Here is a 20,003-nt window from a genome sequence, read left to right on the forward strand (position 1 = left end):
CTGCAAATGCTCGGCTCGGTCATTCTTTCGACCCAGTTTTGGTATTACAGATCGCTTCGCGGGATTTCGAAATACCTTGCGCCGGCAATCATTGCCGTGCGTTTGCGAGCGCATCCGGAGCCCCGCCATGCCTTTCCGCTCACCCGCTTCCGTTTCCGACCCACAACTTGTCGACCTCGAATACGATCCGGGCCAAACGCTATGGCGAAGCACGGAGCCTGATCGCGGCACGGCGCTGCTACAGATTTTCGACGGCGAATTCAGGACGGCGCTTCGGCAAATGCACCGGCACGTCATTCTGCGTAACGCGCTGCGCCGTCCGCAGAACCTGGCGCAGATCCTGCTCTTCATTGGGGTTGGCGGCGGCTTCGCGGAAGTTCTGCCCGTTGACGATATTCTTGCGGACGTCGTGAAGGAAGCGGCAGCGGGCGACGGCGATCTTATGATCCTGTGCCACTGGAACGTCGATCGCGACGATAGGCCGGTTTTTCCGCATCAACCGGGGCGACTGATGGAGGTGCGGCGTATCCTGAAGCTCGAAAGTCTGCGTCAGCAATCGTCGAATTTGGTGGCGTGGGTCGACGACTGCGTGGCCGAAGCCGACCAGAAGGGCGGAACGTGGCTCAAGCGACGGGCGGATGACATCGGCCAGCGTCCGACGAAACGGCTGGCAGCCTTTTAGCTTGCAAAGCTGATATTGCGGCGGCCGGTCAGACCGTTTCCGTCTCGCGATTGGTAGTCAACTTCGGCATGAGGCGGACGTAGACGAGTTCGCTCAAAAGTTCGATCAGCGTCTGGGTCACGATGATCGCCGGAAGGACCGGCACCGCGCCGGGAATAGCAAGTCCGAGCGGAAGGATGACGAGCGAATTCCGCGTCGCGGCGCTGAATGCGACGGCGCGTCCTGCCGGCGCCTGAAGCTGAAATAGGCGTGCGATGCGCCATCCAATGAGCGGCGCGAGGATCGCGAACGCGACATAGATCGGGACGACGCTCAGAGCTTTGTCGATGGCATGCCCGAGCTGGGGCACGACCGCCGCGACGACAATAAAGAGAACGATGGCGGTGGCCGGAACCGGCAGAAGTCCGAAGATAGAGGACAGGCGCGCGGCGGCAGCGTTGCGCGCGGCCCAGTACTGGAGGAGAGCTGCAAACGCCAGCGGAATGGCGATAAGCCAGATGAAGGCATGCACGAACGGTCCGGCATGGATGAGGTCTGCCACGCGCACTCCGAGAAATAACTGGAGGAAGATGGGCAGCAGCAGCATCTGCACGATGAGCAGGATGGGCGTGGCGGCAAGCAGCAGGCGGGCGTCGGCGCGACCGAGGTGAGAGAACGTGACGACGTAGTCGATGCAGGGACTGAGCAGTACCAGCAGTGCTCCGAGCCTAATCATCGGATCATCGGGAAGGATCTGTACGAGAAGTGCGACGAGCAGCGGCATCGCGACGAAATTCGTGAGGAGTAGCGCGGCAAGAAACCGGCGGTGCGCGAAGGCCACGCCAAGATCGGCTAAGGGGACCTGTAGGAAGGTGAGGAACAGCATCGCGGCGAGTGCGGGATTGATGCTGCCTTCCAGAACATCCGTCCCACCGACGGTTAGAGCGAGCATTGCGGCCAACGCGACGGCGGCGAAATAGATCGAGACCTGCCGGCTTTCCAGGATCTCGCGGAGTTCAGCCAAAACCATTTTCCCCACTTCGCTTCAGGCTCGAATGAACCCCGTTCGCAAGTTCGATCGTGCCCACATTGCCACGCGTCATACGATCAGAGAACGTGGTCGATCGCCCCAAAAAGACGGAGCCGCGGCGGGGACACTCATGCTTTCGGAAAAGCGCAGTCTGAAGCGTTTAGCGGAAGAGCGTTTAGCGGCAACGGGTGGCCGTGGCTGGTGCGGCCTTTCAGGAAAGCGCACTCGCCCGGAACGGGTTAGATGTCAGCGCGTACCAATGCGTTGGTGTCGCAGCGAGAAACCGGCAAAATAGCTGCGTCCATCATTCCCTGTTGCGGCCGGTTGCCACCGGGCGCGTGCATTCATTCAACGTGCGGAAGGGAAAAGGGTTCAGTTCACTGTTGAATAAGCATTGCCTGCGGGCCGGGAACAGGAGGGAAGGCAGCAACGTTAAAGCGCGACGCTTCCTCTAACGTCCGATACGTCATCCGATGCCGTTACTCGCAGATTCGATACGAAGTTTGTCTGCCACGCTCGTAACGGCGGCCCTTATTATTGCGGCGCTCGTTTTGGGGCGGGATATCCTGGTGCCACTCGCGCTCGCAGGCATATCTTGCTTCGTGCTGGTGCCCATCGTCGTTTTTCTCAAGAAACGTGGCATTCCTCAAGGCTTTGCCGAAGGCACCGTCCTGCTTGTCGTGGTTGTGTGCATGACGGCAGCCTCGATCGGTTTGAGTTCGCAACTTCTGTCGCTCGCGGCCGATCTGCCTCAGTACCGCACGAATGTGCTGGAGAAAGTCAGAAGCATCGTTGGTTCATCCGTGCCGAGCGGTCTTGTTGGCCGTGCCATCGACGCGGTCGAAACGTATCAGCGAATGATCAATAACGAACTTCAGTTCGGGGTGACTTATCCTGAGGCTCAACCGCCAGCAGAGAATGCTTCGGGTAAGGACGGCGGCAAGGTCCAGATCGTTAAGGGCGACGACGAAAGCACGGCGCTTTACGGGCTTCGCATTCTCGCCGAGCCGCTGACGCAAGCGGCCTTGACGTTCCTGTTCACGCTTTTTCTGCTGATGCAGTTTCGCGACCTGCGAGACAGGATCGTGCGAATTTTCGGCGTCGAGCATATAACCGAAACGACTGCAGCGATGTCGGATGCCGGCGATCGGCTCATCGCGCTTTTTACCGGACAGGTCATACTCAACGCATCGTTCGGGACGTTCGTCGGTCTGTCGTTATTTGCTCTCGGAGTTCCGAATGCGCCGCTTTGGGGTGTGATGGCGTTCGTCATGCGCTTCGTCCCGTTCGTTGGCTCCTACGTCGCGGCCATTCCGCCGATATTGTTGGCTGCGGCCGTCGATCCAGGCTGGACGAAAGCTCTTCTGACGCTTGCGATATTTGCTATCGGCGAACCTATCATGGGGCAGGTTCTGGAACCGTTGGTTCTCGGCCGGCGAGCTGGCCTATCTCCCTTTGCGATGATTTTGGCGACGAGCTTTTGGACGCTCACTTGGGGTCCCATCGGGCTCGTTTTAGCTGCGCCGATCACGCTCATCCTTGTGGTGCTGGGCAAATACGTGCCCGACCTTGAATTCATAACGGTGCTGCTCGGTGATGAGCCGCCGTTATCCGAGCAGCAGAACCTTTATCATCGACTCTTGTCGAGCGATGTCTTTGCTGCGACGGAACAAATCGCCGAAGCCGAAGAAAAGGCCCCTTACGCGGAAGTTTTGGACAAGCTCGTCTTTCCGGCGCTGGCATTAAGCGCCCGGGATCGGCGGCGCGGTCGATTGGACAAGGAAGCCCAGGCGGAACTATCGAGCACGATTGGCGCCATCGCGGAAAAGTCCAGGCCGGAAAAGTCCAAGCCGGAGAAGCCCGATAAAGATCCCATTATGGTGCTCGTCCCCGTGCGGGGAGAATTCGACGAGCTCGCGACCCGCTTTGCAGTCTCGGCGATTAATCGGGATCACCCGGGTCTGGCGTGTGCCATGAATGAAGCTTCGGGTCTGACGGCTTTGGCCTTTCTGGCGGATATCGGTTACGCCGACTTGCAGAAGATCGTGCTTATGACGGTCACAGGGCTTGCCGAAGGCGGGATAAGGATACTGGTCGATCGCGCCCGCTCTCTATTCCCAGGCGTTGAGGTCGTTCTGCTCGACGTCTCGTCAAGGCAGCTTTCTCTGCCTTCTTCACGTGACCGTTTCGTCGCTCCCGAGATATTTACCTCGTTTGCGCGGTTTACGAATTCATTGGAACATTCCCTCTCAAATTCTTCGGACACCGAGCGGCAGACCAGTCGAGAAGTCGCTCCGGCTTCACATTAACCGCGTGCGGACGGTTTGGCTTTCGCCATACGGAACCGTGGCGGATTTTCCGGCGTTACAGTGCGCTATCAATTGATAAGGAGGCGCAAAATGGGCGCACTGAAAGGTAAAATTGATACTGCTGTCGGCAAGGCGAAGGAGAAGGTCGGCTATGCCGTCGGCTCCGATAAGCTTCAGGCCGAGGGCGCGGCTCAGGCCGTGAAAGGTAAGGTCGAGACCGCCGTATCCGACAAGGTCAATAAGGTGCGCGATGCGGTCGATAAGGCGACCGACAAGCTGTAAGGCGATAAAGGGTCAGGGGGGATCGTTATCGAATCCCCCTCGATCCAAATCGGGCGCAACCACGTTTTCAACTGCTAATGCGGTAGGGGAATTACGCTTATCTCAGCCGTGCCGTTTGTGTTCGCACAGCTGATTTGTGCGCGCTTCGTCTGCACGACAACGGTCCCTTCCTCGTCCTCGCCATCCTCTATGCTTGCTCTATCCCAGCACTTTTGTAGCAACGACGAGAAATCATCGCTGCCGAGATCGAGCGAAGTCCCGATGTCGGCTAGCAGCGCGCTATAGGCAGCAAGGTCTCCACCGTGCCACTCCGCATCGAATGACAGTATCTTATTTCCGCAGGAGACCGTTATCCGTGCGGGCGGAGCTGCACTCTCTAGGTAGAACGCATCGAAATTATCCGTGACGTGCGTTCGTTGTTTCAAAGTCAGGCCTTTTATTTGCGACTGTACGTTGGAGAGACGATCCCCGCAGGTATCGGCGCGGACCTCCGATGTCGCTACGGTTAAACAAAACGTCGAGAGAAAAAGCATTCTGCAAAGATCGGCGAACATGTGAAGCTCCATCGCAATCCAACGTCTTTGTTATGAGCTTCACTCCGCTCTGTAACGAGGACAAAAGATCATGGCTTCCCGACAGCCCGGCGGTTTGGAATATTTCCGCAAATTTCGGTTGCCCGTGAGCAACTTTGATCTCCCTTCGGCGTTGCAGTGCCGATTGTGTACGCAATGTTTGCGGGTTAGAAGGAACAATTCCTTTGAAATTATTTGAATGCCAGAATTGTGGGCAGGTTCTTTTTTTTGAGAACACGCATTGTGAGCGCTGCCATCTTCAGGTCGGATATCTTCCGCCCCAGGAGACCATGAGCGCCGTAAAACCCAACGGAAGCACGTGGATCGCGCTGGCCGACAATCAGAATCAATATCGATACTGTGCCAATTGGGAGCTTCACGCCTGCAATTGGCTGGTCAACGCCTCTTCCGCAACACCTTACTGTTCGGCCTGCGAGCATAACCGGACGGTTCCCGATCTGTCTGATCCGATCAATGTTTCACGTTGGCATCGGATCGAAGAAGCGAAGCGGCGCTTGATGTACACGCTGCTAAGACTGCGCCTCCCGGTGCCCACGACAGCGAGTGGCGATCCCGAGCCCTTGCTTTTTGATTTCCTAGCATCGGCTCCGCAAGCCAAAGTTCTGACGGGCCACGATAATGGCATCATCACGATTTCGCTTCTGGAGGCGGACGATGCCGAACGGGAGAAACTGCGCACACATCTTCATGAGCCTTATCGGACGCTGCTCGGACATTTCCGTCACGAAGTCGGTCATTATTATTGGGATCGGTTGGTCAGGGATGCCGGAAAGACCGAGGCATTTCGCGAAGTTTTTGGCGACGAAACGCTCGATTACGACGCCGCTCTGCAAGCGCACTATCAAAACGGAGCGCCTGCGAATTGGCGGGAAAATTTTGTCAGCGCCTACGCGACCATGCATCCGTGGGAAGATTTCGCTGAAACCTGGGCTCACTATCTGCACATAATCGATACGCTCGAAATGGCGCATACGTTCAATTTGCGAATTTCGCCGCGACTGGCGGCTACAGAAGGCTTGAGCGCAACAGCCGATCGCGATCCTTATGCCATCGCCGATATGGAAACACTCATGAGTGAATGGATACCGGTTACGTTCGCCGTCAACAGCCTCAATCGCAGCATGGGCCAACCGGATCTCTATCCGTTTGTGCTCTCGCCAGCCATCATAGGCAAACTCGCGTTCATTCACCGCCTCGTCAAAGACAGGGGAGCGGAAACCGAGCGCGAGAGCGATGCGGAGGCGGCGTCGCCGCGGCCTGGAATTCTTCGCCGGATGTTCGTCAAGAATTGATAGGCGCGGCGATTGTGTGTCTACAACCTCTGATCTAGAAGTCCGTTCAAGCTCCCGATCCCGATATCGCCGAGCAGAGAAAGTGTGAGCCGATAGTCTCTGGCTCTGCGAGTGCGTGCTGCAGAGCCAGAGAATTTAGAGCATCAGTCGTCGTAGCCAGTCAGGACTTCGCCGGTCGCGGGGTTGGCGTGTCCTTCGATGCGCACGCCTTCGGCATTCGTCGCATCGAACTCGTAAACGCCGTCGTCGGCTTCGATCTTCGTCACCTGATAGCCCTGAGACTTCAGCTTCTGGATCACTTCGGAGACGGAGAGCCACTTATCGGCCGGCACGTTGAGCCGATACTTGTGGTCGTCGGCCTGCGCGGATGCTGCAAGACCGAAGATGATCACTGCAACGGGAAGAACAAGGTTGCGGGCCTTCTGCATTGTAAAAACTCCTGTGTTTTGCCAAACCGTTGTCGGTCGAGCGTGACCTTGCCCGAGGCGCGCTGACGCCAGTCTGATGGCATCTGTCAGGAGTTTGTCAGCTCCGATCCTGCACGATGCTCACGTCATGGAACCCGTCATGAAGCGCCTTATCGTCCTATCTCTGACCGCATTCACGCTGTTGTCCGCCGGTACGCTCACTGCGATTGCCGACGATGACGACGAGCGCGATCATGAGATTGCCCGCAAAGCGTTGAGCGAGGGCCGCATTCGTCCGTTGACGGACATCATGGACGAATTGAAGGCACAGTTTCCGGGCCAAATCATCGGTGTCGAGCTGGAGGTCAAAAAAACAGGAGCTTTCGTTTATGAGTTCAAGATCCTGACGCCTCAGGGCAAGCTGAAAGAGGTCAACGTCGACGCGGCGACGGCAAAGATCCTGACGATTGAGGATGACGATTGATGCGCATTCTCATCGTCGAGGACGAACCCAAAATTGCAAAAAACCTCGCAACGGCCTTGACCGCTGCGAACTACAGCGTCGATGCCGTTCACGACGGCGAGGATGCCTGGTTCCGTGGCGACACGGAGAATTACGACCTCGTGATATTGGATCTCGGCCTGCCAAAAATCGACGGGCTTTCCGTGCTCAAGCGCTGGCGCGCAGCGGGCCGAATGATGCCTGTTCTGGTTCTGACGGCGCGTGGTGCATGGATGGAGCGGGTCGAAGGCATTGATGCCGGTGCGGACGACTATCTCGTCAAACCATTCCAGATCGAGGAATTGATCGCCCGCGTTCGCGCGCTCATTCGCCGTTCGGTGGGGCAGGGGTCGGCGCTACTAACGGCAGGCAAGCTTTCCGTCGATACCCGGCAGATGCGCGTTCTTATCGACGGTGCGTCGGTGGCGGTATCCCCGCTGGAATACCGGTTAATTTCCTACCTTATCCATCACAAGGGACGCGTCATTCCTCCGGCGGAACTGATCGAACATCTTTACGGCGACGACGACGCGCGAGATGCCAACGCGCTCGAAGCCGTGGTGACGCGACTGCGCAAAAAGCTCGGCCAGGATTTGATCGAGACCCGGCGCGGCTTCGGCTACACCGTCGTGGAAGTGCCGGCATGAGCGTGGGTTCACTTCGCCTCAGATTGCTTGCTGCGGGTGTGCTGTCGATCTTGCTCGCGCTTGGCGTCGCCGCTTTCGGTCTGACGGAATTGTTCAAGCGCCACGTTGAGCGCCGCGTCGATGCGGAGCTGACCATTTACTTGAACCAGCTCGCAGCGGGGCTGACGCGCAAGCCGTCTGGTGAATTGGCGCTGGCGCATCGCCCGTCTGACCCACGGTTCGAGGAGCCGTTGTCAGGGCTTTATTGGCAGATCGAAGGAGGATCGCCGACGGACGATCTGCGATCGCGATCGTTGTGGGATACGGTTCTGTCGCTTCCGCCCGAAACCAATGTCGCCGATGTTTCTCGCCGGTACGAGATTGTTGGCCCGCAGCACGCGCGGCTCTATCTGCTGCAACGATACATCGAGCTGCCTGACAATATCGGAGGCTCGAAAGTTCGGATCGCGGTTGCTGTGGACTCTCGGGAAGTCGGCCAATCGGTGCGAAGTTTTGCGTCTGAGCTAGCGCCGTTTCTGCTGATCATCGGTGCGCTACTGGTCGCGGCTTCCTGGGTGCAAGTCAGCGTCGGTCTGCGTCCGCTGTCGACGATACGTGGCAGGCTTTCGAGCATTCGCTCGGGCAAGCAACAGCGGCTCGGCGGTGCGTTTCCGAAAGAGGTAAGGCCACTCGCCGAGGAAATCGACGCGCTGCTCGACGAGCGGGAGAAGGCGATCGAGAAAGCGCGAGGGCGCGCCGCGGACCTGGCGCATGGACTAAAGACGCCGCTGCAGGTTTTGAATGGAGAAGTGACACGGCTCGAAGAGAAAGGCGAGACGGGAATCGCGTCGGATATTTCCTATCTCGTCAATCTCATGCGCCGCCACATCGATCGCGAGATTGCGCGTGCGCGCATTTCCTACGCCAACAGCAATGCGTCGACGAACGTCAGGACGTCAGCAGAACAAATCATACGTGTCGTCGAGAAGACACCACGCGGGCAATCCTTGAGCTGGACTATTGATGCGCCGCCCGATCTGGAGGCGCGCATCGATGCCGTCGATCTGGCTGAGTCGCTTGGGAACTTGCTCGACAACGCCGCGCGCCATGCCAAGGAAAAGGTTTCTGTGAAGGCGCGCGCCGAAATGCAGAGTATCTCGATTTCTATCATCGACGACGGTCCGGGCATTGAAAAGGAACATCAGGCGGCGATGCTGATTCGCGGACAGAGACTCGATACGCACGTTGGGGGTGCCGGTCTCGGATTGGCGATCGTCACCGACATCGTCGAGGCATGGGGGGGAAGCCTAGCGATCGAGAACGGCACGGTCGGCCTCATTGCTACGCTGCGTCTTCCTGCTGCCACGAACGATTCGGACGCCTGAGGGGTTCGGACTCCGCCGCTGCAAAGCTCGGCCTAAGAAATTCGCGCGGAGATTGCTTCAGCACGGCTGGACTCGCCCTCGGCCGGTGGACTGATCAGCAAAGCCATGCTGGCTGGCTCCAGTCTTACAATTCTGTGGCTTTGATGCCGCAAAATCACTGCGAAGCATTGTGCTTCCTCGGCACACGAAAGATGCCGTGGAGGCTCATCCCATGCATACGAAAGACTTTGCGAGCGCGCTTCGGGCTTTCGCCGCGATTGCCGACTTTGATCGCTCGTACGAACTGCATCGACTGGCAGCCGTACTGGATCGCGGTCGTGACGAGACCATCGCCGCTCGCGTCAAGCGCATGTCTCCATCCGAGCAGTATCCGGGGCGTCTCAAGGAAACGCTCGACACTATTGCCGTCGGACTTCACGCCAGCGGCGCCGTTAAGGCGAGTTCGTCCGTTCGGGAGCTGTTGAAAATCTTTACAGGTCGGCCCGGCGCTTCAGTCGACGATTTTTGTACGTCGATCTGCCTTCCGCCTGCGCCGCAAGGCGTGGGCGCGCGCCGCTTCAAAAGCCAAAATGCGGCGCTAGCAAACGATATCTGCTCGGAGCTTGCGCCTTACATCGATGATGCCGAAGTCTTCCGGATTCGCCTCGATGCGTTGATTGCTGCAAGGCCAGCAGGGATCGCGACCTGGACTCTCGTCGCCAATCGACTGGTCGGCAATAATCGCACGTACCGGGATCGCAAATCGGCGGTTAGGGCGATTTTGAATTACATCGAAGCGAGGTCTCTGATCGCGCCTCTGGCACGTGGGCTGGAACTGGCGGGTTCGCAATGACGTCATCTGCAGGTCACGCCGGGTGGCGTTCTGACGAAATCGACGACCTATGAGCTTTGCTGCAATGGGTAACGCTCAAGATCAAATGTCCAAAGTCTCGCAAGTTACGCTCGCCTTCTGGATCATGAAAATCCTGGCGACGACGCTGGGCGAAACGGCTGGCGACTTCCTCTCGATGTCGCTTGGACTTGGCTATTATGTGGGCCTCGCGGTTACCTTTGCAATCCTCGTCGCGTTGCTCTTCCTGCAGGTCAGAAGCGAAATCTACCGTCCTCTGCTCTTTTGGTTCACGATCATTGCCACGACGACGGCCGGCACTGAAATCTCCGACTTCATGGACCGCTCGCTCGACCTTGGATATCTCGCCGGATCCGTGATCCTGGCGACAGCCTTGGCGTTGACTTTGGCAATTTGGCGCCTTCGCGAAGGTACGCTTTGGGTCTTCCCCATTCGCGGGCGCGACGTCGAAATCATGTTCTGGGCCGCGGTCCTGTTCTCCAACAGTCTCGGCACGGCGTTCGGCGATTATCTCGTCGATGATGCGGGTCTGAGTTTCATCCAGGGCGCGCTGGTGACGGCCGGTATTATCGGAGCTGTCGCCCTGCTTCATTATTTCTCTCGTATCAACGATGTCATCCTGTTCTGGATCGCCTTCGTTTTTACGCGTCCCTTCGGCGCGACATTTGGCGATTTCCTGACGAAACCCGTCGGCGACGGCGGCTTGAGCTTGCCGCGTGGGCAGGCGTCGCTGGTAACGTTCGGGCTGCTGCTGGCCATTCTTTATCTGTCTCTCGACCGACGCCGGCCGCACGTTTCAAAGCGCGGGTGAAAGGTCGCCTTTTACTTACAGTTCTGAGACGTTCCGGCCGTAAAGGCTGCATGGAGTTTTGCCCAATGTGTACCCGCGAATATCGGGGGAGTATTCAGATTGCCGTTGGACAATGCAGAGGTGTGGAAGTCAAATCAGGCGTCCGCTGCGGATGTGGCATGTGCGCCGGCCAAAGCGATGCTTTTCGGCGCCGTTGCGTTCGGCATCTGCTTGATGATTTTCTATCTTGCGTATCCTCGCTTCGATCTCTCGGTGAGCCGAGCCCTCTACGTGCAGCCCCATCGCTTCATTGGCAGCGAATCCCTGTTCTTTGGCAGTCTTCGTAAGGGATTTTCGACGTTGTTTTGTGCCGTCTGCGTGCTCGCGGGTGTCGGCTGCGTCGTCTCGCTGATCAGCATGCGCAAACGCTGGCTCAGTCTTTCCGCGAGTCAATGGCTATACCTTGCGGTATGCCTTTTGATAGGGCCGCTTACGATCGCGAACCTCGGCTTCAAGGACCATTGGGGGCGGCCGCGACCTAATCATGTCATGGAATTCGGCGGATCGAAGATCTATGCGCCGCCCTTGAAACCATCGGATCAATGCATCCGGAACTGCTCGTTCTTTTCAGGGGAGGCCTCGTCGATCTACATCATTTGCTTTGCCGCCGCTTTTCTGTTCCCCGCCGATGCCGCATTTTGGACGCTGAGCGGCGTTGTTCTGGGAACGCTCGCGGGGTTCGTACGCATGGCCGAGGGCGGACATTTCCTGTCCGATGTCGCGTTTGCCGGCGTATTTATGGCGCTAACGGCATCGGCCATTCATATGTTATTTGCGGTCGTCGGCGGTCGATACTCAGACTGAAGAAGAAAACCATATCTCGACCAACAAGCCGGGTTCATTGTCGGCGAGCGTAATGCGCGCTCCATGCAAGTCGGCAATCGCCGCCACGAGGCTAAGGCCCAATCCATTGCCTGCCGTGGTCCGGCTCTTTTCCAGCCGATACAATCTGCGAAAGACGTTTTCGCGCTCTTCAGCGGGAATTCCTGGTCCAGTATCGCGAATGCGCACGACGGGACAGCCGCCGCCGTTCGTGACTTCGACGCTGATGTCGGCCGGCTCTTGGCAATGGACGATCGCGTTCTCAATGAGATTGAGGAAGAGCTGGTTCAGAAGGCGGTGGTCGGCGTGCACAATAAAAGCGCCCTCAGCCGCGATGAGAGGATGCAGGCGGTGACCTCGCTCCTCCGCGACCGCCTCCAACGCATCGACGATGTTGGTTAGCATGGGTTTGAGATCGACATCGGCAAATCTGTTTTTGCGGGCACCGGCTTCGATCTCCGAAATGCGCATTAGGGCATCGAAGGTTTCAGCGATGTTGTCGATCTCTGCGATCGAAGCGTCGGCCGCTTCCCGATAGGCCTCGATGCTATCGCCACCTGAGCGCACGTGCTCCAGCCTTTGGCGCATGCGGCTGATCGGCGTGCGGAGATCGTGCGCGATATCGACGGAGAGTTGGCGCAAATTTTCGAAGAGACGTTGCAGGCGGTCGAGGGCGGCATTGATGAGCGCCGCAACGTGATCGATGTCGTCCGACGCGGATACTCGCGGCACTCTGCGGTCAAGCGCACCGCTTGCCACGGCATTCAAAACTTCCTCCATTTGCCCGATGCGTCGTTGCGCCCGGCTGCCGAGGAACCAGCCTCCGATAATCGCGCAAATCACCGAAAGACCGATGCCCCACATCAGGCCGTTGAGCTGCAGTCTCTGCGCATCGCGGATGTCTCCATTGCCGTCGCCGACAAACAGATAACCGCCATTGATCGTCGTCCATCGCCCAATCACCGCATCGCTTGCCCTGTGCGGAGACCAGTCGCCGAGAAGATTCAAGTTGTTCCAAGGAATGCTCCGCCAGCCCTCGAACCGTTGGAGAGACGCTACGTTACCAGCGATGCGTTTTCCCGAGCTGTCCGTCAGGAGATAAATATCTTCATCGGACTTCGCGACACGGGCATGGCTTTCGATCATTGCCGCGAGTTCTTGAAAGCCGTCGCTTTCTTTCCCTTGGACGTCGATCAGCGTTTTACGAACCTCGTCGATGTGCGCACGCAGATGCGCCGTCAATTGCGTGCTGAGGGAATAATAGAGCGCGGAGAAAATTACAGAGTTGACCAACGTAATGATCACAACGACCAGGGCGGCCAACCGAAAGGCGGTGCCGCGGGTTAGCCTATGCCGCATCAATGATGTATCCCAATCCTCTCACTGTACGGATCAAAGGCGGATCTCCGGGGCGTTCGATCTTCAATCGAAGGCGACTGACGTTGGTCTGGACGATAGAAGTCTTCGTGTCGCGTTCCAATCCCCACATCTCTTCCAGCAGCATGGATCGCGTGACGACGCGCCCGCGATTGCGAAGGAAAATTTCAAGCAGCTTGAACTCGCGCGGTTGCAAATGAATCTCATCGTTTCCTCGCCGGATTTGCCGCCGAATGAGGTTCACTTCCAAGGTGCCGATCCGGAAGGTGGCGTCCTGCTTGGGGCCGGGGGGACGGCGGCCCAAGGCTGTAATCCGCGCAAGCAGCTCGCCGAGCGCGAAAGGCTTCACAAGGTAGTCGTCAGCGCCGCTTTCCAAGCCTTCGATGCGATCCTCGATACCTCCCACTGCAGTGAGCAGAATGATGCCGGACAGCACGTCGGCGCGCCGAAGGCTTTGCACGAGGTGCAGTCCGTCGAGGCCCGGCAACATCCTGTCGACGACAAGAACATCGAAGGTTTCAACCATCGCCGCCTTGAGGCCCTCGGCGCCGTTGATGGCAACTACGACGTCGTGTCCTTGGCCAATCAGGCTCTCACGAACGATCCTCACCGTTTCCTGATCGTCTTCGACGAGAAGTATGCGCATTAGATCGACGTCGTTGTTGTCATCATAGCCACGAGAGCCCCAAACCTTGGACCTCTGAGGGCAGCGTGACGCAATTGCGGTAGGAAAGTCACGATTTTGTATGCTTTCGGGAAAGGCCCCCAACGGGGCGCCGCTTGCTATCATTTTTACCCCGCCAGAAAATCTAGCGGCTATCGCCGCCACGCCTGTTTTAGCGAGCGATTTCCTGACGGACGTCGAGCCCCAGCGCCTGCATTTGCTTGATGCGAGGCGTCAAATTAACACCAAAGACCGATATGGTTTTCGCGGGGCGGAGAACGATCAGTATAGCGCCTTTTTAAGGGGCGTGCGATGGTGTTGGGCTCGTTAAGCATTCAGCGCTGAGATGATTTTGACGGGACAAAATCATGAACCAGTTCATGCATCTAGCGGCCGTTTTAGCCTCCAACTCGGGATGGCATGTCGCCAAGATGGGGGATATCGAGCTCGCCATCCGCGGCTCGGTCGTGCGGAAAACGCCGCCCATTTCTGCATTCATTCCTATGGCCGTACTAATCGCCTCAAGGCTGAATAGAGATCTTCATATCGAAGGTGCAATCAGTTCGACGCTTTTGGCAAAGCTGTCCTGCGAGCTATCGCCCTTTGTTGAACGGTATTTTGGCGGCCACCGCGTAGCGATTACAGCAGACAAGATCAATCTGAGATCGACGTACGACCTGGAAAGTCGGCGCTGATGTTCAGTGCTGGCATTGACTCCTTTTACAGTCTTCATCTGCTGAGGAATATTGGCATAACGCCCGATGCATTCCTTAACGTCCACGCAGGTGCTCATGACGATAATTTGGAAACCTGGAATGTTCGGCTGAACAACGTCAATGCTGTTGCGACCGCCTTGGGCATTCCTCTTTTAACCATCGAAACCAACTTCCATCGCGCATATAAAGAAGCCCATGTTCGGTGCCACACTTTTAGAAACATTTCTGCTGCCATCGCCGCGTCAGAAGTGAGCACAATATACTACTCAGCGGCGCACGAGGTTACGGATCTATCCTTTGATGCGGCGAAGCGATACGGACTTGATTTTATCGACCCCGCGATCATCCGCTCATTTCTTCCGACCGGCTTGGAGACAATCTATCTAGGTTGGGATGCAAATAGGATAAAGCGGACGGCGGAAGTATCGAAAATGCCGCTCGCGTTCGAGCACTTGGACGTTTGTACAAATCAAAAATACCAAGCAAATAGAGGTCCGTGCGATCCTATAAACTGCGGCAAATGCACGAAATGCATCCGGACGCTCATCGCTCTGGAATTGAGTGGGGGCCTGGATAACTTCGGCAAAGCATTCGACATCGTCTGGTGGCATAAATCGAAATTGGAAGCCGCTGAAAGGCTGTCCGCTTCACCTCATCCGATCGATATCAATGCAGTGGAAGTTGCAAAATCGGCGAAGATTTTTTGATGTTTTTGCTTCTTTAATTTAGCGCTGAGGATGTTTTTCGAAATGTTGTCGGAATAACGCGCGCCGCCGTCGCCATACCGCGCCTTCCCAGTCTGCATCTATACGTCTTGAGTCACTTGCCGCCTATGGGCCGGTGTCACCAGCATCAAGAGAACGCCAGCAATCAGAATGAGAATGCTGGCGAATTGGAATGTGGCGCTGAACGGAATGTCCTGCTCTTTCAGCCAGCCCCCCACGTAAGTCATGAAGCCGCCGGCAGTCGTGCCAACAAAATTGAGTAGGCCATAGGCCATCGCCCGGCAACGCGGGTCCACGACCGTGCAGGTCGCGGGCATCAGATTGGCGTCCAGAAAACCTTGGGACATACCCGTAATCAGCACGCATGCTAGAATTACGGGGATGGACTGCGCAGCGCCGAGCACGAAAAGAAAAGGTGACGCGATCAAGAAGCCGAACGCAGGGACAAGAGCCCGCGCCCGCAAATTCCGCACCGCCCACCAGTCGGAGAGACTGCTCGCAATTAGCATTCCGGCGAATGCCGCGCCGTTGAAGGTCATTGGCCCGTAAACAGGCGCCAATGCCGAACTCACGCCCAGTTCAACGCGAAAGAACTCGGTCAGCCAATTGCGAACGGGCCAATAGGCGGCGCCGTTGAGCAGGTTCATCAAGAGCAGCAGGCGAAACCCTTGAGCCGACAGGAGGAACCAAAGTGAAGCTCCTTCGGGAAACGAAGGAGATGCATCTTCTTGAGAGTGGGGATAGGCCTCTTCCGTCTTCTGCGGAAACAGGATCAAAAGGACGAGGGCATAAGCGACGCCGAGCGCTCCCATGGCGAGAAAAACGGTGCGCCAGCCAAAAATTTCGGCCGTGACTCCACCAAGGCCGCCGAGAATAGAGCCTACATAGACGCCGCTGAGATGCAATCCGGTGGCGCGGCTGCGTGTAGGCCCCCGGTGGAATTCGACGATGAGCGAAACGGCGGCCGGCATGTAGAAGGCTTCGCTGATGCCGAGCGTTGCTCTTGTCAGCAGCATTCCCTCGAATGAGGTGACTACGCCACTTAGAAACGTCGCCGCCGACCAGATGAGGAGGCTGGCCATCACGATGGGTCGCTTCCCAACGCGGTCAGCCACATATCCGGCAATTGGCGAACAGATACCGTAGATCCATAAAAACATGGAAGACAGCAGACCGAATTTCTCATCGCCGATTTTAAGGTCAGCTTTGATCATTCCAGGCATCGCGACGACAAGCTGCCGGTCGAGATAATTCAGCAGACAGACGACCCACAGCAAGCCGACAATTGTCCACGCCGCTTGGCTCGTCCGAAGTGTCATGCCCCCACCCAGTGTTTAAGCCGTTGTTCCCTCAGTCCTCTGGAACGCGACGCCAGCTTGGCGATTTACGGAATAGGGCAGGCATCTGGCGGAGGGGGTGTCCGCAAAACAATTGAAACAAGGTGCTGAGCTATAACGAAACTTTCAGACACGCAAACTTGTCATCCCACATTCTAACCCACTTCATGCGTGCGAATGAGAAATCGTGGTTTGCGAAAGGTGCCTGCTACTTCTGCTATTCCCGCTACAGAAGCCGGTAGGCGACCGTCCGCCGGTCCTGCCCAGCGCTGCGATCTCGGTGGACCGTCTTCACACACCCGTCCCGATCGAGCAGCTTTGGAAGCTTCACGTTGCTCAGCGCAGGCCAATCGAACTCGGCTGCTATGGCATCGTACACCCTGCGCAGTTGAGCGTATGGCACTTCCTTGGGCAGATGCCCCAGCGCTGCTGCTTCCCGAATGAGACTCACGAATTGCGCGCCGGCTTCGTCGAAACTTCCTGGCGGAGCCCGTGAAACATCCGCGATGAACCGAAGCCGCTTGCCATCCCCAGCCGCCAGTTTCACGGCAACGATGCCTCTCGGAGCGGGCAGCGGTTGGGCAGGGGTTACGGCAATCGTTGCCAACGCGTTATTTGCTTTAGTTTCTGCCTTGTAGCGACGGGTGCGGGAAGGCATGCGGGCAGCGGTTGGGATCGGGTTGGGCATGGGTTCGGAAGGCCTCCCATAACCGGTGCCCAACCGGTGCCCGCCCACCATTGGCATTAATGCCGCGAACCATCCCCCGAGTGAAATCATCCGTTTTCAGCGGACCTTCTTTGCCGCTTCAAGCACGAGTTTCCGCACCATGTCCGACCGGGACATTTCGGGTGTTTCACGCTTCCTGAGCTTGTCTAAAGCGTCAAAGAAGGCCTGATCCACCTTCATATTGAAGCGCTCATCGTATCTGAGTTGTGCTGTATTTGCCATACGGACAACGTACATACTTCTTATGCACTCGTCAAGCCCATGAGGTATTGACAACGTACATACGTCTTGCTATATTAGCATCAGACGGTGTGCAGGCCCCAAGACAGAACGACCCGTACAAAACGCGAAACAAGCGGACGGGAAGCGGATCACGGGACGACCGGCGACCCGAAGCCAACCCTGAGAAAGGGAACGGCGCAGCTATCCCTAAAACAAAGCGGCCCCGAGCGGTGCGTCAACACCGAACGAGGCCTTGATCTCAACCTTCTCACGAAAGGCTAAGACCCAATGTCAGATCTAGCACTAATCGGACTTCTTGTCCCTCTCGGGGCATTTATCGTCGGTGGCCTGTTAATGACCGCAGCAATGTTTGCTGAGGAGGCCGGCCGATGATTGAACCGACCGCAAACGAACGACGCCTTGCGATAACGATCGGGGCTCTCGTCCTCGCTGCCGCCACAGATGTTTCAATCCGCAAGGCTGGTGGCTACGGCAATGACTATGCGCGGCTGCTGCTTGCACATGCATTTTCACCGCGTCCGGCGCTTCCCAAGAAATGAGAGGCGGCCGAACAAGGTGTGGCTCCGGCCCGAGCCCGAAGTTCAACGTGGCTGTCGCCGGACAAGCTAAAAACTTTTGCGGTAGCTAGCCGTCGGCGTCCGGCGCCGGGGGCTTTTTTATCGGGCTCTGTACTTGTATAAAGACGAAGCATAACTATATTTGGGGGCTTTATGAGTGATCTACCACCCCATGGCCCGACGGGGTCAACCAGGGTTTTTGGTTTTATTCTGCTTGAAATTCTTTTTGTAACTATACTTTTTTTTGCGGTTTTTGCCGCTGCGCAACTTGGAGACCATGGGTTGCGTTGGGTGCAGAGCTGGCTAAATGAACCAGATGACCCGATCATCGATGCCGTGCGATATTATTTTCATATGTTCATCGTTTTGAGCGATTGTTTCGTGGTCGGATGCTTTATCTTAAGAGGATGCAGGGCGGCCTTGAACGAGGTCTGGAGGTCCTAGATGTCAGAACTGAAAACCGAGCTAACTGCACTGGTCAGATCGGCCATTAGAGATACTGCCCAGAATATCCTTAAGCCCATTCGGAATCTCCGAATCGCCACGGGGCTTGAACGCGGCGAGAATCTCGAGAAGCGGCTCAACGCGGAAGTTGCTAGAGAGCAATCGCGCGCCCATTCCATCGCAGTTCACAAGTAGCTTCTAAATTCCCGTTACTGCCCTCGGCGCTACCCAGCGCGGGGGGCTTTTTTCTGCCCCATGAACCTCCTAAACGCTTGGCATGGGTCGGCGAAAAGGCGAAATCAGCAACAGCGCGATCGATCGTGACTGGCCTCACCAGGTCGCGATTCCAGCGTCTCTTACGACCGGTAAAGTCCACGAGGCCTTACTGCTGTTCTGCAAGGATCTATCCCTCTCACCTCGAGGGCATACATTCGTTCGCGATGGCCGGTATGTGAATTGCTGGTGTTTTGCTGAGCGAGAGGACGCAGAGAAATTTCGGGCGAGGTTTGGGGGAGAATTTCTGGATTCCAAAGATCTCCCGAAGTGGCCGGGCTAGGCAGCTTCTCGCGCAAACGGTCTCTTGGGCACAGGTACCCCGGTCAGCTTCTCAACCACGGCGAACAAAGTTTGGATTTCTTTATCCTCGCCCATGATGCCGACTTGCTCGCCGGCTTCGTCATAAGCATAGAAGCGCCATAGCGCGGTAAGTTCACCAACGTGTTGAAGCGTTGGATTCGCCAAAGCTTCCTCCGCATACTTGGAAAATAGTTCGTTGTAGACAAACCCCTCAGCCTCAACGCGAGCTTCTGCCGTCCGTTCCTCCGGAGTACCGTGGGCAAGTTCGCAATGCTCCAAAATCAATGGTCGTTGCCGCTCAAGGCAGGCGAGAATTTCGCGATAGAGTGGTGTCGCTTCATGGCTTGTCATCAGGCGACCTCCCCAAGGGCATCGAAAGTTTCAAGAGCCGCGCCTAACAAAATGACCATGCGGTCACAACCGTCGTAAATCCCGCCGGGTGCTGCCTTTTGATCCCGTGCCGCCAGCGTAAGAAGTTCTTTCAGTTTTTGTTTGCTATGAGGCGTAGCGGCGAGTTTTTCAGCGGCTTCGTCAAACTTATCGTAGGTCGCTTTAAATGCATCACTGAAGTGATTTTCTCCCTTCTTTTCTTTTCCGGCAAGTTCGCAGAGCCGTTGCTCTTCGTCCCATAGCGCTGTGCACTCAAGAAACTCGCGCGACTGATGTTGAGCCGCCATTCCCACCGTTGACGTTGCACATAGCGCAGGAACAGCGCCGGCCAAGAGGGCAATCGCGTTACGACGTGAATGATTTTCAGTATCCATGATCTCTCTCGTTCGGTTGAGGATCAATCCGGAGACTTCCGCTTCATCCGTTTGAGTGCCGTCGCGGAATACTCCATGCAGAACGCTTCGATGGCATCCTGCAATGTCGTATTGTTTTCCGCCGTCGTCACCTTCATGGCAGAGCGGAGCTCTGGCGTGATCCAGATTGATATTTGCACTCGGTCTTGCCGTGACGGGGGCAGGTTCTTGACCATGTGTTGGTTCTCAACATGCATTGCAGATGGCTCTTTTCTAACATGCCCA

Annotated in this window: 23 protein-coding genes; 13 read left to right on the plus strand and 10 right to left on the minus strand. The window is 56.8% G+C overall.

What is annotated here, in order from left to right; all coding sequences use genetic code 11:
• Window positions 1-127 precede the first annotated feature (127 nt).
• Entirely contained in the window at window positions 128-682 is a 555-nt protein-coding gene (locus RLW41_RS20440) for a hypothetical protein (RefSeq protein ID WP_414462679.1), read from the plus strand.
• Between the two features lie 28 nt (window positions 683-710).
• On the opposite strand, the gene RLW41_RS20445 is transcribed toward RLW41_RS20440, so the two are convergent.
• The gene (locus RLW41_RS20445; RefSeq protein WP_414464624.1) at window positions 711-1,685 is read right to left on the minus strand and encodes an arsenic resistance protein; all 975 of its coding nucleotides are present in this window, start codon (window positions 1,683-1,685) and stop codon (window positions 711-713) included.
• A gap of 509 nt (window positions 1,686-2,194) precedes the next feature.
• On the opposite strand from RLW41_RS20445, the gene RLW41_RS20450 reads away from it, so the two are divergent.
• On the plus strand, window positions 2,195-4,000 hold the full coding sequence (locus RLW41_RS20450) for an AI-2E family transporter (protein ID WP_414462680.1): 1,806 nt from the start codon (window positions 2,195-2,197) through the stop codon (window positions 3,998-4,000).
• Between the two features lie 90 nt (window positions 4,001-4,090).
• The gene (locus RLW41_RS20455) at window positions 4,091-4,282 is read left to right on the plus strand and encodes a CsbD family protein (RefSeq protein WP_013947614.1); all 192 of its coding nucleotides are present in this window, start codon (window positions 4,091-4,093) and stop codon (window positions 4,280-4,282) included.
• 74 nt (window positions 4,283-4,356) lie between these two features.
• On the opposite strand, the gene RLW41_RS20460 is transcribed toward RLW41_RS20455, so the two are convergent.
• Window positions 4,357-4,836: a hypothetical protein gene (locus RLW41_RS20460; protein ID WP_414462681.1), complete on the minus strand. Its 480-nt coding sequence runs from the start codon at window positions 4,834-4,836 to the stop codon at window positions 4,357-4,359.
• A 203-nt stretch (window positions 4,837-5,039) separates the two neighbouring features.
• On the opposite strand from RLW41_RS20460, the gene RLW41_RS20465 reads away from it, so the two are divergent.
• Entirely contained in the window at window positions 5,040-6,167 is a 1,128-nt protein-coding gene (locus RLW41_RS20465) for a putative zinc-binding metallopeptidase (RefSeq protein ID WP_414462682.1), read from the plus strand.
• Window positions 6,168-6,310: 143 nt separating this feature from the next.
• On the opposite strand, the gene RLW41_RS20470 is transcribed toward RLW41_RS20465, so the two are convergent.
• Window positions 6,311-6,595: a PepSY domain-containing protein gene (locus RLW41_RS20470; RefSeq protein ID WP_409559883.1), complete on the minus strand. Its 285-nt coding sequence runs from the start codon at window positions 6,593-6,595 to the stop codon at window positions 6,311-6,313.
• Between the two features lie 76 nt (window positions 6,596-6,671).
• Between RLW41_RS20470 and RLW41_RS20475 the strand changes: the two genes are divergently transcribed.
• From RLW41_RS20475 to RLW41_RS20500, 6 genes are all read left to right on the plus strand, one after another.
• Window positions 6,672-7,058 (plus strand): PepSY domain-containing protein, encoded by a 387-nt coding sequence (locus RLW41_RS20475; protein WP_409559884.1) that lies wholly within the window; start codon window positions 6,672-6,674, stop codon window positions 7,056-7,058.
• A complete protein-coding gene (locus tag RLW41_RS20480) occupies window positions 7,058-7,723 on the plus strand; it encodes a response regulator transcription factor (protein ID WP_414462683.1) in 666 nt (221 codons plus the stop codon). Before RLW41_RS20475 ends, RLW41_RS20480 begins: the two co-directional genes overlap by 1 nt.
• Window positions 7,720-9,087 (plus strand): sensor histidine kinase, encoded by a 1,368-nt coding sequence (locus RLW41_RS20485; RefSeq protein ID WP_414462684.1) that lies wholly within the window; start codon window positions 7,720-7,722, stop codon window positions 9,085-9,087. The genes RLW41_RS20480 and RLW41_RS20485 overlap by 4 nt, the downstream gene beginning before the upstream one ends.
• Window positions 9,088-9,298: 211 nt before the next feature.
• The gene (locus RLW41_RS20490) at window positions 9,299-9,919 is read left to right on the plus strand and encodes a hypothetical protein (protein WP_414462685.1); all 621 of its coding nucleotides are present in this window, start codon (window positions 9,299-9,301) and stop codon (window positions 9,917-9,919) included.
• Between the two features lie 85 nt (window positions 9,920-10,004).
• Window positions 10,005-10,748, plus strand: coding sequence for a hypothetical protein (locus RLW41_RS20495; RefSeq protein WP_414462686.1), 744 nt, complete (start codon window positions 10,005-10,007; stop codon window positions 10,746-10,748).
• A gap of 120 nt (window positions 10,749-10,868) precedes the next feature.
• The gene (locus RLW41_RS20500; RefSeq protein ID WP_414462687.1) at window positions 10,869-11,591 is read left to right on the plus strand and encodes a phosphatase PAP2 family protein; all 723 of its coding nucleotides are present in this window, start codon (window positions 10,869-10,871) and stop codon (window positions 11,589-11,591) included.
• On the opposite strand, the gene RLW41_RS20505 is transcribed toward RLW41_RS20500, so the two are convergent.
• Together RLW41_RS20505 and RLW41_RS20510 are read right to left on the minus strand one after the other, a co-directional pair.
• Window positions 11,583-12,968 (minus strand): ATP-binding protein, encoded by a 1,386-nt coding sequence (locus tag RLW41_RS20505; protein ID WP_414462688.1) that lies wholly within the window; start codon window positions 12,966-12,968, stop codon window positions 11,583-11,585. The genes RLW41_RS20500 and RLW41_RS20505 overlap by 9 nt on opposite strands.
• The gene (locus RLW41_RS20510; protein ID WP_409559891.1) at window positions 12,958-13,632 is read right to left on the minus strand and encodes a response regulator transcription factor; all 675 of its coding nucleotides are present in this window, start codon (window positions 13,630-13,632) and stop codon (window positions 12,958-12,960) included. The genes RLW41_RS20505 and RLW41_RS20510 overlap by 11 nt, the downstream gene beginning before the upstream one ends.
• A gap of 386 nt (window positions 13,633-14,018) precedes the next feature.
• On the opposite strand from RLW41_RS20510, the gene RLW41_RS20515 reads away from it, so the two are divergent.
• Complete coding sequence (locus RLW41_RS20515) at window positions 14,019-14,345, plus strand: hypothetical protein (protein ID WP_414462689.1); 327 nt, start codon at window positions 14,019-14,021, stop codon at window positions 14,343-14,345.
• Window positions 14,345-15,073: a hypothetical protein gene (locus tag RLW41_RS20520; RefSeq protein ID WP_414462690.1), complete on the plus strand. Its 729-nt coding sequence runs from the start codon at window positions 14,345-14,347 to the stop codon at window positions 15,071-15,073. The genes RLW41_RS20515 and RLW41_RS20520 overlap by 1 nt, the downstream gene beginning before the upstream one ends.
• A gap of 98 nt (window positions 15,074-15,171) precedes the next feature.
• Here the strand turns inward: RLW41_RS20520 and RLW41_RS20525 are convergent, their stop codons facing one another.
• On the minus strand, window positions 15,172-16,410 hold the full coding sequence (locus RLW41_RS20525; protein WP_414462691.1) for an MFS transporter: 1,239 nt from the start codon (window positions 16,408-16,410) through the stop codon (window positions 15,172-15,174).
• 244 nt (window positions 16,411-16,654) lie between these two features.
• Window positions 16,655-17,116 carry a hypothetical protein gene (locus RLW41_RS20530; protein ID WP_414462692.1) on the minus strand — a complete coding sequence of 154 codons (462 nt, stop codon included), beginning with the start codon at window positions 17,114-17,116 and terminating at the stop codon, window positions 16,655-16,657.
• A gap of 650 nt (window positions 17,117-17,766) precedes the next feature.
• Between RLW41_RS20530 and RLW41_RS20535 the strand changes: the two genes are divergently transcribed.
• The gene (locus RLW41_RS20535; protein ID WP_414462693.1) at window positions 17,767-17,937 is read left to right on the plus strand and encodes a hypothetical protein; all 171 of its coding nucleotides are present in this window, start codon (window positions 17,767-17,769) and stop codon (window positions 17,935-17,937) included.
• A 1,014-nt stretch (window positions 17,938-18,951) separates the two neighbouring features.
• Here RLW41_RS20535 and RLW41_RS20540 read toward each other — a convergent pair.
• The 3 genes from RLW41_RS20540 to RLW41_RS20550 are packed head-to-tail and all read right to left on the minus strand — an operon-like array spanning window position 18,952 to window position 19,918.
• The gene (locus tag RLW41_RS20540) at window positions 18,952-19,326 is read right to left on the minus strand and encodes a hypothetical protein (protein ID WP_414462694.1); all 375 of its coding nucleotides are present in this window, start codon (window positions 19,324-19,326) and stop codon (window positions 18,952-18,954) included.
• Window positions 19,326-19,739 carry a hypothetical protein gene (locus tag RLW41_RS20545; RefSeq protein ID WP_414462695.1) on the minus strand — a complete coding sequence of 138 codons (414 nt, stop codon included), beginning with the start codon at window positions 19,737-19,739 and terminating at the stop codon, window positions 19,326-19,328. Before RLW41_RS20545 ends, RLW41_RS20540 begins: the two co-directional genes overlap by 1 nt.
• A 23-nt stretch (window positions 19,740-19,762) precedes the next feature.
• The gene (locus RLW41_RS20550; protein ID WP_414462696.1) at window positions 19,763-19,918 is read right to left on the minus strand and encodes a hypothetical protein; all 156 of its coding nucleotides are present in this window, start codon (window positions 19,916-19,918) and stop codon (window positions 19,763-19,765) included.
• Between the last annotated feature and the right edge of the window lie 85 nt (window positions 19,919-20,003).

It is taken from the genome of Hyphomicrobium sp. DY-1 (assembly GCF_047497105.1).
Taxonomy (GTDB): Bacteria; Pseudomonadota; Alphaproteobacteria; order Rhizobiales; family Hyphomicrobiaceae; genus Hyphomicrobium_B.

Coding starts and splice junctions, on each gene's coding strand:
- RLW41_RS20480 (WP_414462683.1), top strand. CDS start 7,058: ATGCGCATTCTCATCGTCGAGGACGAACCCAAAATTGCAAAAAACCTC.
- RLW41_RS20545 (WP_414462695.1), bottom strand. CDS start 19,739: ATGGATACTGAAAATCATTCACGTCGTAACGCGATTGCCCTCTTGGCC.
- RLW41_RS20525 (WP_414462691.1), bottom strand. CDS start 16,410: ATGACACTTCGGACGAGCCAAGCGGCGTGGACAATTGTCGGCTTGCTG.
- RLW41_RS20515 (WP_414462689.1), top strand. CDS start 14,019: ATGAACCAGTTCATGCATCTAGCGGCCGTTTTAGCCTCCAACTCGGGA.
- RLW41_RS20440 (WP_414462679.1), top strand. CDS start 128: ATGCCTTTCCGCTCACCCGCTTCCGTTTCCGACCCACAACTTGTCGAC.
- RLW41_RS20505 (WP_414462688.1), bottom strand. CDS start 12,968: ATGCGGCATAGGCTAACCCGCGGCACCGCCTTTCGGTTGGCCGCCCTG.
- RLW41_RS20475 (WP_409559884.1), top strand. CDS start 6,672: ATGGCATCTGTCAGGAGTTTGTCAGCTCCGATCCTGCACGATGCTCAC.
- RLW41_RS20485 (WP_414462684.1), top strand. CDS start 7,720: ATGAGCGTGGGTTCACTTCGCCTCAGATTGCTTGCTGCGGGTGTGCTG.
- RLW41_RS20510 (WP_409559891.1), bottom strand. CDS start 13,632: ATGCGCATACTTCTCGTCGAAGACGATCAGGAAACGGTGAGGATCGTT.
- RLW41_RS20535 (WP_414462693.1), top strand. CDS start 17,767: ATGATTGAACCGACCGCAAACGAACGACGCCTTGCGATAACGATCGGG.
- RLW41_RS20460 (WP_414462681.1), bottom strand. CDS start 4,836: ATGTTCGCCGATCTTTGCAGAATGCTTTTTCTCTCGACGTTTTGTTTA.
- RLW41_RS20520 (WP_414462690.1), top strand. CDS start 14,345: ATGTTCAGTGCTGGCATTGACTCCTTTTACAGTCTTCATCTGCTGAGG.
- RLW41_RS20455 (WP_013947614.1), top strand. CDS start 4,091: ATGGGCGCACTGAAAGGTAAAATTGATACTGCTGTCGGCAAGGCGAAG.
- RLW41_RS20490 (WP_414462685.1), top strand. CDS start 9,299: ATGCATACGAAAGACTTTGCGAGCGCGCTTCGGGCTTTCGCCGCGATT.
- RLW41_RS20470 (WP_409559883.1), bottom strand. CDS start 6,595: ATGCAGAAGGCCCGCAACCTTGTTCTTCCCGTTGCAGTGATCATCTTC.
- RLW41_RS20540 (WP_414462694.1), bottom strand. CDS start 19,326: ATGACAAGCCATGAAGCGACACCACTCTATCGCGAAATTCTCGCCTGC.
- RLW41_RS20495 (WP_414462686.1), top strand. CDS start 10,005: ATGTCCAAAGTCTCGCAAGTTACGCTCGCCTTCTGGATCATGAAAATC.
- RLW41_RS20530 (WP_414462692.1), bottom strand. CDS start 17,116: ATGCCCAACCCGATCCCAACCGCTGCCCGCATGCCTTCCCGCACCCGT.